The organism is Pseudomonas sp. VEM90 (assembly GCF_054611535.1).
Window position 1 is genome coordinate 1 of record NZ_JBTRAR010000010.1, and the last position, 10,945, is coordinate 10,945.

The 10,945-nt window shown below is 64.3% G+C and carries 7 protein-coding genes; 2 read left to right on the forward strand and 5 right to left on the reverse strand.

What is annotated here, in order from left to right; genetic code table 11:
* Nucleotides 1-754: 754 nt before the first annotated feature.
* From ACYCCG_RS11510 to ACYCCG_RS11525, 4 genes are read right to left on the reverse strand one after another with little or no spacing between them, the layout of a single operon-like run.
* Entirely contained in the window at nucleotides 755-2,707 is a 1,953-nt protein-coding gene (locus tag ACYCCG_RS11510) for an acetyl/propionyl/methylcrotonyl-CoA carboxylase subunit alpha (protein ID WP_459670463.1), read from the reverse strand.
* Entirely contained in the window at nucleotides 2,704-3,519 is an 816-nt protein-coding gene (locus tag ACYCCG_RS11515; RefSeq protein WP_459670465.1) for a gamma-carboxygeranoyl-CoA hydratase, read from the reverse strand. The genes ACYCCG_RS11510 and ACYCCG_RS11515 overlap by 4 nt, the downstream gene beginning before the upstream one ends.
* Nucleotides 3,520-3,522: 3 nt before the next feature.
* Nucleotides 3,523-5,130, reverse strand: a complete 1,608-nt coding sequence (locus ACYCCG_RS11520) for a carboxyl transferase domain-containing protein (protein WP_459670467.1) — start codon at nucleotides 5,128-5,130, stop codon at nucleotides 3,523-3,525.
* A gap of 19 nt (nucleotides 5,131-5,149) precedes the next feature.
* Entirely contained in the window at nucleotides 5,150-6,313 is a 1,164-nt protein-coding gene (locus tag ACYCCG_RS11525) for an isovaleryl-CoA dehydrogenase (RefSeq protein ID WP_003251317.1), read from the reverse strand.
* A 320-nt stretch (nucleotides 6,314-6,633) separates the two neighbouring features.
* Here ACYCCG_RS11525 and ACYCCG_RS11530 point away from each other — a divergent pair, with 320 nt between their 5' ends.
* Nucleotides 6,634-8,316, forward strand: coding sequence for an AMP-binding protein (locus tag ACYCCG_RS11530; RefSeq protein ID WP_176682238.1), 1,683 nt, complete (start codon nucleotides 6,634-6,636; stop codon nucleotides 8,314-8,316).
* A gap of 217 nt (nucleotides 8,317-8,533) precedes the next feature.
* On the opposite strand, the gene ACYCCG_RS11535 is transcribed toward ACYCCG_RS11530, so the two are convergent.
* On the reverse strand, nucleotides 8,534-8,695 hold the full coding sequence (locus ACYCCG_RS11535; protein ID WP_015271006.1) for a hypothetical protein: 162 nt from the start codon (nucleotides 8,693-8,695) through the stop codon (nucleotides 8,534-8,536).
* Between the two features lie 139 nt (nucleotides 8,696-8,834).
* Here ACYCCG_RS11535 and ACYCCG_RS11540 point away from each other — a divergent pair, with 139 nt between their 5' ends.
* Nucleotides 8,835-10,853, forward strand: coding sequence for an alpha-1,4-glucan--maltose-1-phosphate maltosyltransferase (locus ACYCCG_RS11540; protein WP_459670470.1), 2,019 nt, complete (start codon nucleotides 8,835-8,837; stop codon nucleotides 10,851-10,853).
* Nucleotides 10,854-10,945 lie beyond the last annotated feature (92 nt).

Genomic DNA, 10,945 nt, shown 5'->3' on the forward strand with positions numbered 1-10,945 from the left:
AGCGGGTTTACCCGCGAATACGGTAGCGGCGGCAACGGTGAACGGTTGGTGGAAATTGGCCAGCAGGGCCGGCCCCTTCGCGGGTAAACCCGCTCCTACACGCGGCCTGTGCCCAATCGCCGATGTGTGTCCACCCCCGATAGGTGTAGGAGCGGGTTTACCCGCGAATACGTTAGCGGCGGTAACGGTGAACGGCGGGTGGAAATTGGCCAGCAGGGCCGGCCCTTTCGCGGGTGAACCCGCTCCTACACGCGGCCTGTGCCCAATCACCGATGTGTGTCCACCCCCGATAGGAGCGGGTTTACCCGCGAATACGGTGGCAGCGGCAACGGTGAACGGCGGGTGGAGATTGGCCAGCAGGGCCGGCCCTTTCGCGGGTGAACCCGCTCCTACAGGCGGCCTGTGCCCAATCGCCGATGTGTGTCCACCCCCGATAGGTGTAGGAGCGGGTTTACCCGCGAATACGGTAGCGGCGGCAACGGTGAACGATTGGTGGAAATTGGCCAGCAGGGCCGGCCCCTTCGCGGGTAAACCCGCTCCTACACGCGGCCTGCGCCCAATCACCGATGTGTGTCCACCCCCGATCGGGTGTAGGAGCGGGTTTACCCGCGAATACGGTAGCGGCGGCAACCGTGAACGGCTGGTGGAAATTGGCCAGCAGGGCCGGCCCTTTCGCGGGTAAACCCGCTCCTACGGGCTTTTGCAGGGGTGGCCTTGTGTTGCGTTAGGGCCGCAAAGCGGCCCTCGGGCACCGTTATTCCACCAGTTCGACCAGCACAGTCCCTTCGCTGACCATATCCCCCTCCAGGCAGAACAGCGCCTTCACCGTGCCGGCATGCGGCGCACGAATGCTGTGCTCCATCTTCATGGCCTCCAGTACCACCAGCGCAGTACCGGCTTCCACCACCTGGCCAGGTTCGACCAGCACCCGTACGATACTGCCGTTCATCGGCGCACCCAGCCCACCCTGGTGGCTGTGGCTGGCTTCAGCCTCGGCAATCGGATCGAAGGCTTCGATGGCATGCATTTCGCCATCCCAGTGCAGGTACAGCGTGCCACCCCGACGGATTGCCAGATGCTGGCGACGCACGCCGTTCTGGTCATGCACCAACTGCTCACCTTGTAGCTGCCAGGTGGAAGCAGCGCTGCGTTCCAGGGCCACTGCCTGGTCTTGGCCAGCGCTCACCAGATGCAAGCTGCTGCGTGCCGGCAAGCCCAAGCGCAGGCCGTTACGCCCGCCCCAAGGCGAATGACGGTCGTCATCGCGCTGATGTGCCCCCTGGCCCTGAAGCCACGCCTCTGCCGCCGCTTCCCAGAAGGCCTCCGGCAATGCTTGCGGCGCAGGCAGCAGAACCGCCTGATGACGCGGAATGAATCCGGTATCCAGCTCCGCCGCAGCAAATGCCGGGTGGGCGAGAATGCGCCGCAGGAAGGCAATGTTGGTCTTCAGCCCGCCAATGGCGAACTCATCGAGCATGGCCAGCAAGCGCAAGCGCGCCTGCTCTCGGTCTTCGCCCCAGGCGATCAGCTTGCCCAGCATCGGGTCGTAGAACGGCGACACCACATCGCCTTCGCTAACCCCGCTGTCCACCCGGCGGCCTTCGCCGGGCGCCGATTCACGGTACAGCGCCAATTTGCCGGTCGCGGGTAAGAAATCGTTGGCCGGGTCTTCGGCATACAGGCGTACCTCGATGGCATGGCCGATCAGCGGAACCTGTTCCTGTGTGATCGGCAAGGCTTCGCCGCAGGCCACGCGAATTTGCCAGGCAACGAGGTCCAGGCCGGTAATGGCCTCGGTGACCGGGTGTTCCACCTGTAGACGAGTGTTCATCTCCATGAAGAAGAACTCGCCGCGGGCATCGAGCAGAAACTCTACTGTGCCGGCACCCACATAGCCGATGGCTTTCGCCGCGCGCACAGCGGCCTCGCCCATGGCCTGGCGCAGTGCTGACGAGAGGCCGGGGGCCGGGGCTTCTTCGACCACCTTCTGGTGGCGGCGCTGGATCGAGCAGTCGCGCTCGTTGAGGTACAGGCAGTTGCCGTGCTGGTCGGCGAACACCTGAATCTCCACGTGGCGTGGTTTGAGCACGTACTTTTCCACCAGCATGCGCGCATCGCCGAACGACGACTGTGCCTCACGCTGGGCCGAGGCCAGGGCGTCGGCCAGTTGGCTTTCTTCCTCGACCACTTTCATGCCCTTGCCACCACCGCCCGCGCTGGCCTTGAGCAGCACCGGGTAGCCGATGCGTTCGGCCGCGGCGCGGAAGGTGTCCAGGTCCTGGGCCTCGCCGTGGTAGCCCGGCACCAACGGCACGCCGGCCGCTTCCATCAGCGCCTTGGCTGCCGACTTGCTGCCCATGGCGTCGATGGCGCTGGCCGGTGGGCCGAGGAATATCAGCCCGGCCTGCTCGATGGCGCGGGCGAAACCTGCGTTCTCGGACAGAAAGCCATAACCTGGATGGATGGCCTGGGCGCCGCTGGCCTTGGCTGCGGCCAGCAGCTTGTCGACCAGCAGGTAGCTTTCGGCAGCCTTGCTGCCGCCCAGGTCGACGCGGATGTCGGCTTCGCGGCTATGACGGGCGTCACGGTCGGTGGCGCTGTGCACGGCAACGGTGGTCAGGCCCATGGCCTTGGCGGTGCGCATCACCCGGCAGGCGATTTCGCCGCGGTTGGCGACCAGCAGGGTGGTCAAAGCGGGGCGGCTCATGGGCGCGGCTCCTTCTTGTCAACGGTTTGCCAGGCAGGGCGGCGTTTTTCCAGGAAGGCGCGCAGGCCCTCCTGGCCTTCGGCGCTGACGCGGATGCGGGCGATGGCGTTTTCGCAGTAACGGCGCAGGGCCGGGCTGAGTTCGCCGTCATCCACTTCGCGCAGCAGGTCCTTGCTGGCGCGCAACGCTTGCGGGCTGTTCTGCAGCAGGTTGCTTACCCAGGCTTCGACCTGGTCGTCCAGTTCGCTGGCTGGGTACACCTCCGCCAACAGGCCCAGTTCGCGGGCGCGCACGCCAGTGAAGCGTTCGGCGGTGAGGGCGTAGCGGCGCGCGGCTCGCTCGCCAATGGCCTTGACCACGAACGGGCTGATCACCGCCGGGGCCAGGCCGATGCGCACTTCCGACAGACACAGCTGCGCGTCTTCGGCGCCAATGGCCATGTCGCAGCAGCTGATCAGGCCCAGCGCGCCGCCGAAGGCTGCGCCTTGCACCACGGCCAGGGTCGGGGCCTTGAGGCGGTGCAGGGCGTACATCAGCTCACCCAGTTCGTGGGCGTCATCCAGGTTGGTGTTGAAGTCCATTTGCGCCGACTGCTGCATCCAAGCCAGGTCGGCACCGGCGCTGAAGTGCCGGCCACGGCCGCGCAGCAGCACAAAACGCAGGCTGATGTCTTCGGCCAACTGGTCGATGGCCACGATCAGCTCGCGGATCATCTGCGCGTTGAAGGCGTTGTTCTTGTCCTCGCGGCTTAGCCACAGGGTGGCGAAGCCGCGTGGGTCGCGGATCACTTCGAGGGTGCTGAAATCGCTCATGGGTCACATCCGGAAAATGCCGAAGCGGCTCTGTTCGATCGGCGCGTTCAGCGCGGCAGACAACGCCAGGCCGAGGACGTCGCGGGTCTGTGCCGGGTCGATGACACCGTCGTCCCACAGGCGGGCGCTGGAATAATAGGGGTGGCCCTGATGCTCGTACTGGTCGAGGATCGGTTGCTTGAGCCTGGCCTCATCCTCGGCACTGAAGGGCTGGCCGCTGCGTTCGCTTTGCTCACGCTTGACCTGGGCCAGCACGCCGGCGGCCTGTTCGGCGCCCATTACGCCAATCCGCGCGTTGGGCCACATCCACAGGAAGCGCGGGTCGTAGGCGCGGCCGCACATGCCGTAGTTGCCGGCACCAAAGCTGCCGCCGATGATCACCGTGAACTTCGGAACCTGGGCGCAGGCCACAGCGGTGACCAGTTTGGCGCCGTGCTTGGCGATGCCGCCTTCTTCGTACTTCTTGCCCACCATGAAGCCGGTGATGTTCTGCAGGAACAGCAGCGGGATGCCGCGCTGGCAGGCCAGTTCGATGAAATGCGCACCTTTTTGCGCGGCCTCGGCGAACAGGATGCCGTTGTTGGCCAAGATCGCCACCGGGTAGCCGTGCAGATGGGCGAAGCCGCACACCAGGGTGGTACCGAACAGCGCCTTGAATTCATCGAACACCGAGCCATCGACCAGGCGGGCGATCACTTCGCGCACGTCGAATGGTTGCTTGGCATCGGCCGGCACCACGCCGTACAGCTCGTCGGCGGCATACAGCGGCGCCACTGGGACCAGCCGCTGCAGCTTGCCGAGCTTGTGCCAATTGAGGTTGGCCACACTGCGTCGCGCGATGGCCAGGGCGTGTTCGTCGTTGTCGGCATAATGGTCGGCGACGCCACTGGTGCGGCAGTGCACATCGGCGCCGCCGAGGTCTTCGGCGCTGACCACTTCACCGGTGGCGGCTTTTACCAGCGGCGGCCCGGCGAGGAAGATGGTCGCCTGCTGGCGGACCATGATCGCTTCGTCGGCCATGGCCGGCACGTACGCGCCGCCAGCGGTGCACGAGCCCATCACCACGGCGATCTGCGGGATGCCTTGCGCACTCATGTTGGCCTGGTTGAAGAAGATGCGCCCGAAGTGCTCACGGTCGGGGAACACTTCGTCCTGGCGTGGCAAGTTGGCACCGCCGGAGTCCACCAGATAGATGCACGGCAGGCGGTTCTGCTGGGCGATGGTTTGTGCACGCAGGTGCTTCTTCACCGTCAGCGGGTAGTACGAACCGCCTTTTACCGTGGCGTCGTTGGCCACGATCATGCATTCGACGCCCTCGACTCGGCCGATGCCGGCAATCACGCCCGCAGCCGGCACGTCCTCGCCATACACCTCATGGGCGGCCAACTGGCCGATCTCGAGGAACGGCGAGCCTGGGTCCAGCAGGCGGTCGATACGCTCGCGTGGCAGCAGTTTGCCACGTGAGGTATGCCGTTCCTGTGCCTTGGGCCCGCCGCCCTGGGCAACCTGGGCGAGCAGGCCGCGCAGGGCCTGGACCTGTTCGAGCATGGCCGCGCTGTTGATGGCAAATTCTGCCGAACGCGGGTTGATCTGGGTGTGCAAGGTAGCCATGTGCGCCCGTCCCTTATGTTCAGCGGGTTTCGTTGAACAGTTCGCGGCCGATCAGCATCCGGCGGATTTCGCTGGTGCCGGCACCGATTTCGTACAGCTTGGCGTCGCGCAACAGGCGGCCAGCCGGGAATTCGTTGATATAGCCGTTGCCGCCAAGAATCTGGATCGCCTCCAGGGCCATTTGCGTGGCACGCTCGGCGGTGTACAGGATCACGCCGGCAGCGTCCTTGCGGGTGGTCTCGCCGCGGTCGCACGCCTGGGCCACGGCATACAGGTAGGCGCGGCTGGCATTGAGCTGGGTGTACATGTCGGCAATCTTGCCCTGGATCAGCTGGAACTCGCCGATGCTCTGGCCGAATTGCTTGCGGTCATGGATATACGGCACCACCAGGTCCATGCAGCTTTGCATGATGCCGGTCGGGCCGCCGGACAGCACCACACGTTCGTAGTCCAGGCCGCTCATAAGGACGCGCACGCCGCCGTTGAGCTGGCCCAGAATGTTCTCTGCCGGCACTTCCACGCCATCGAAGAACAGCTCGCAGGTGTTGGACCCGCGCATGCCCAGCTTGTCGAACTTGTTGCTGCGGCTGAAGCCTTTCCAGTCTCGCTCGACGATGAACGCGGTGATGCCGTGCGCACCCTTGTCCAGGTCGGTCTTGGCGTAAATCACATAGGTGTTGGCGTCGGGACCGTTGGTGATCCAGGTCTTGCTGCCGTTGAGCACGTAGTGATCGCCGCGTTTTTCTGCGCGCAGCTTCATCGACACCACGTCGGAGCCGGCATTGGGCTCGCTCATGGCCAAGGCTCCGATGTGTTCGCCGCTGATCAGTTTGGGCAGGTACTTGAGCTTCTGCTCGTGGGTGCCGTTGCGGTTGATCTGGTTGACGCACAGGTTGGAGTGGGCGCCGTAGGACAGCGCCACCGACGCTGAGCCACGGCTGATTTCTTCCATCGACACCACGTGGGCCAGGTAGCCCAGGCCAGCGCCGCCGTACTCTTCTGGTACGGTGATGCCCAGCAGGCCCATGTCACCGAACTTGCGCCACATGTCGGCGGGGAACAGGTTGTCGTGATCGATCTGTGCGGCGCGCGGGGCCAGTTCGGCGGCGACGAAAGTGCGGACCTGGTCACGGAGCATGTCGATGGTTTCGCCCAGGGCGAAGTTCAGGGAGGGGTAATGCATGCTGGGGCACCTTCTTGTTCTTGAAATTGGGTTACACCATAGCTTGGGATCCAGCCCCGCCCCCTGTGGGAGCGGGCATGCCCGCGAATACGTCAGCAGGGTCACCGTCATTACCTGATCGGTCGCATTCGCGGGCAAGCCCGCTCCCACAGGGGGCGGCGTGGCGCCTCAAGTGGGTGTCGTTCATCACCTTTACGTTAACGTAAACCTGCAAGTAGGCACTGTCAATCCACTCGTCACCTTTACGTAAACGTAAATCTGCGCCAGAGTATTCCCGCTTGCTTCAGCCGTGCCCAAAACAACCACAAGAAGGGACACCCATGAGTCAACCAAGTTATACCCGCGGTCGCCAGGACCGACCCTTGCTGACCCAGACCATCGGCCAGGCCTTCGATGCCACCGTAGCCCGCTGTTCCGACAGCGAGGCCTTGGTGTCCCGCCACCAGGGCCTGCGTTACAGCTGGCGGCAGTTGGCCGAACAGGTCGAAATACACGCCCGCGCCCTGATTGCTCTGGGCGTGAACACCGGTGATCGTGTTGGCATCTGGTCGCCCAACTGCGCCCAGTGGTGCATCTTGCAGCTGGCCAGTGCCAAGGTCGGCGCTATCCTGGTCAACATCAACCCGGCCTACCGTGTGGGTGAGCTGGAATACGTGTTGCGCCAGTCCGGCTGCCGCTGGCTGGTCTGCGCTGAAGCCTTCAAGACGTCTGATTACCACGCCATGCTGCAGGAGCTGGTGCCTGAACTGGCCAGCACCCGGCCTGGTGAGCTGGCCAGTGAATGCCTGCCCGAGTTGCGTGGCGTCATCAGCCTGGCCGCCAACCCGCCTGCCGGCTTCCTGCCCTGGCACGCATTGGCCGAGCGGGCAGGGCAGACGTCTGTCGAGGCTTGCACAGCCCGTCAGCAAAGCCTGCAATTCGACCAGCCGGTAAACATCCAGTACACCTCCGGCACCACCGGTGCGCCCAAAGGTGCCACGCTCAGTCACTACAACATCCTCAACAACGGTTTCATGGTGGGTGAAAGCCTTGGCCTGACGGCCCGCGACCGTATGGTGATCCCGGTGCCGCTATACCATTGCTTCGGCATGGTCATGGCCAACCTCGGCTGCATCACCCACGGCAGCACCATGATCTACCCCAGCGACGCTTTTGACGCCGAACTGACCTTGCGCGCCGTGGCCGAAGAGCGCGCCACCATCCTCTATGGTGTGCCGACCATGTTCATCGCCATGCTCGACCACCCGTCGCGTGCTCACATGGACCTGTCGACCCTGCGCAGCGGCATCATGGCCGGCGCCACCTGCCCGATCGAGGTGATGCGCCGGGTGATCGACCAGATGCACATGGCAGAAGTGCAGATCGCCTACGGCATGACCGAAACCAGCCCGGTGTCGCTGCAGACCGGCCCGGACGACGATCTGGAACTGCGCGTGACCACCGTCGGCCGCACCCAGCCGCAGCTGGAGAACAAACTGCTGGACGCCGATGGCTGCATCGTCCCGCGCGGAGAGATTGGCGAACTGTGCACTCGCGGTTACAGCGTGATGCTTGGCTACTGGGACAACCCCCAGGCCACGGCGGATGCCATCGACCCGGCCGGCTGGATGCATTCGGGTGACCTGGCGGTGATGGACGAGCAGGGCTATGTGCGCATCGTCGGGCGCAACAAGGACATGATCATTCGCGGCGGCGAGAACATTTACCCGCGTGAGCTGGAAGAGTTTTTCTACACCCACCCGGCGGTGGCCGATGCGCAGGTGATTGGCATTCCGTGCAGCCGCTATGGCGAAGAGATCGTCGCCTGGATCAAGCTGCACCCTGGGCATAGCGCCACGGCCGAGGAGCTGCAGGGCTGGTGCAAGGCACGCATCGCACACTTCAAAGTGCCGCGGTATATCCGTTTTGTCGACGAGTACCCGATGACGGTGACAGGGAAGGTGCAAAAGTTCCGCATGCGTGAGATCAGTGTGGCGGAGATTGCGGCTGCATCTGCGGGTTGATGTGCGGGCGCGGCCGGCCTCTTCGCGGGTAAACCCGCTCCTACACAGGGACAGCGCCGCATTCAAGGCCGGCACGGTCCCTGGTAGGAGCGGGTTTACCCGCGAAGAGGCCGGCCCGATCAATGCAAGATCTTCACCTTGCCAAGCACCCGGTCATCCTCAACCTTTCAATGGAGCAGCGGAGATCAGCTGTTCATGCCGGCGCCGTGGTCTACCCTTAAGCCTTCACCGGTGGCTCCTGGCTCGGCGGGTCGCCCACTGTCGGCGGCACGGTCGGCTTGATCGGCAGCTCGTCCGGCTCTTCTTCCGGTACGGGTGGCGGCAAGCTCGGGTCGTCGATATTGGGATCGGGTGTCTCCGGTGGAATGGGAATGTTCATGGCCTGACCTCGCGTGGGTGGGTGAAGAGGTGCTGTAGGCTCTGACCGCTGGCAGCTGCCGTTCGCTCAATTATTTTGAACCCCCCGCCTGTGCCCGGCTCTGAACCCTTACCGCCACCAGCCTGAGGGAGCAAGGTCGATGTCACGAAACGAGCCCTTTGAAAGCGTGCCCATGGCGAACGATCACCCGGACCAGCCCATCAGCCTGTCCCAGGCGCTGCTGGCGCCGCGTATCGTGATCGAAGACACCCAACCCGTGCTCGACGCCGGCAGCTTCGCCGCCAAGGCCGTCAGCGGCCAGCCAGTGGCTGTCAGCACCAAGGCCTACAGCGACGGCCACGACCGCCTGGCGGTGATGCTCAACTGGCGCCAGGCGCACAGCAGGCGCTGGCATTGCGTGCCGATGCAGTCGGCGGGCAACGACCTGTGGCAGGCCGAATTCACCCCCACCGAGCTGGGCCCGCACCGGTTCAGTATCGAGGCCTGGATCGACCCGTTTGCCACCTATTGCCACGACCTGGAGAAGAAGTACCACGCCGGCGTCGAGGTAAAACTGGAATTGGAAGAAGGCCGTTTGATGCTCGGCACAGGCATCGAGCTGTGCAGCGGTGCCCTGCGCGAGGCGCTAGAGGCCTTGCAGCAGCGCCTGCCCACGCTCAGCACCGATGACCAGGTGGCCTTGTTTCTCGACCCGACCACCGCCCGCCTGATGGGCGAGGCCGAACACCGCAGCTACCTGACCCGCAGCCCTGATTTCCCCCTTGATGTCGACCGCCCGGCCGCATTGTTCGCCAGCTGGTACGAGCTGTTCCCGCGCTCGGTTACCGACGACCCGCAGCGTCACGGCACCTTCAACGACGTGCACGAACGGCTGCCGATGATCCGCGACATGGGCTTCGACGTACTGTACTTCCCGCCCATCCACCCCATCGGCATGCAACATCGCAAGGGCCGCAACAACGCCCTCAAGGCCGAGCCGGGCGACCCGGGTAGCCCGTATGCCATCGGCAGCCCGGAGGGCGGCCATGAGGCCATCCACCCGCAACTGGGCAGCCGCGATGACTTCCGCCGTCTGGTGGTTGCGGCTGCGGAACACGGCCTGGAAATCGCCCTCGATTTCGCCATCCAGTGCTCCCAGGACCACCCTTGGCTCAAGGAGCACCCGGGCTGGTTCAGTTGGCGCCCGGACGGCACCATCCGCTACGCCGAAAACCCGCCGAAAAAGTACCAGGACATCGTCAACGTCGATTTCTATGCGCCAGAGGCCGTGCCCTCGCTGTGGCTGGCTCTGCGCGACGTGGTGGTCGGCTGGGTCGAGGAGGGCGTGAAGACCTTCCGCGTCGACAACCCGCACACCAAGCCGCTGCCGTTCTGGCAATGGCTGATCGGCAATGTGCGCAGCCAGCACCCCGACGTCATCTTCCTCGCCGAAGCCTTTACCAAGCCGGCGATGATGGCGCGCCTGGGCAAGGTCGGTTACGCACAGAGCTATACCTATTTCACCTGGCGCAACCACAAGCAGGAGCTGCGCGAATATTTCGAGCAGCTCAACCAGCCGCCGTGGAGCCAGTGCTACCGGCCCAACTTCTTCGTCAATACACCGGATATCAACCCGTTTTTCCTGCACACCTCAGGCCGCGCAGGTTTCCTTATCCGTGCCGCGCTGGCGACCATGGGCTCAGGCTTGTGGGGCATGTATTCGGGCTTCGAGCTGTGCGAGGGCACGCCGTTGCCGGGCAAGGAGGAGTACCTGGATTCGGAGAAATACGAAATCCGCCCACGCGATTTTACCCAGCCCGGCAACATCATCGCCGAGATCGCCCAGCTCAACCGCATCCGCCGGCAGAACCGCGCCTTGCAAACCCACCTGGGCGTGGCCTTCTTCAATTGCTGGAACGACAACATTCTGTATTTCGCCAAGCGTACGCCTGAGCGTGACAACTACATCCTGGTGGCCATCAGCCTCGACCCGCACAACGCCCAGGAGGCGCATTTCGAGTTGCCACTGTGGGAGCTGGGGCTGGACGACAACGCCGAAACCCAGGGTGAAGACCTGATGAACGGCCACCGCTGGTCGTGGTACGGCAAGACCCAATGGATGCGCATAGAGCCCTGGCACCTGCCGTTCGGCATCTGGCGCATCGAAAAAGCCGGGTAAAACCGGTCTGTAGCCTTTTCCCCTGTGGGAGCGGGCATGCCCGCGATCACCGGCAGAGCCGGTGCCAAGCACCGCGGTGGCTGATTCGCGGG

What these genes read in the sequence shown, in the direction of transcription:
- ACYCCG_RS11510 (WP_459670463.1), bottom strand. Translation starts at nt 2,707, where the DNA reads ATGAGCCGCCCCGCTTTGACCACCCTGCTGGTCGCCAACCGCGGCGAA.
- ACYCCG_RS11515 (WP_459670465.1), bottom strand. Translation starts at nt 3,519, where the DNA reads ATGAGCGATTTCAGCACCCTCGAAGTGATCCGCGACCCACGCGGCTTC.
- ACYCCG_RS11520 (WP_459670467.1), bottom strand. Translation starts at nt 5,130, where the DNA reads ATGGCTACCTTGCACACCCAGATCAACCCGCGTTCGGCAGAATTTGCC.
- ACYCCG_RS11525 (WP_003251317.1), bottom strand. Translation starts at nt 6,313, where the DNA reads ATGCATTACCCCTCCCTGAACTTCGCCCTGGGCGAAACCATCGACATG.
- ACYCCG_RS11530 (WP_176682238.1), top strand. Translation starts at nt 6,634, where the DNA reads ATGAGTCAACCAAGTTATACCCGCGGTCGCCAGGACCGACCCTTGCTG.
- ACYCCG_RS11535 (WP_015271006.1), bottom strand. Translation starts at nt 8,695, where the DNA reads ATGAACATTCCCATTCCACCGGAGACACCCGATCCCAATATCGACGAC.
- ACYCCG_RS11540 (WP_459670470.1), top strand. Translation starts at nt 8,835, where the DNA reads ATGTCACGAAACGAGCCCTTTGAAAGCGTGCCCATGGCGAACGATCAC.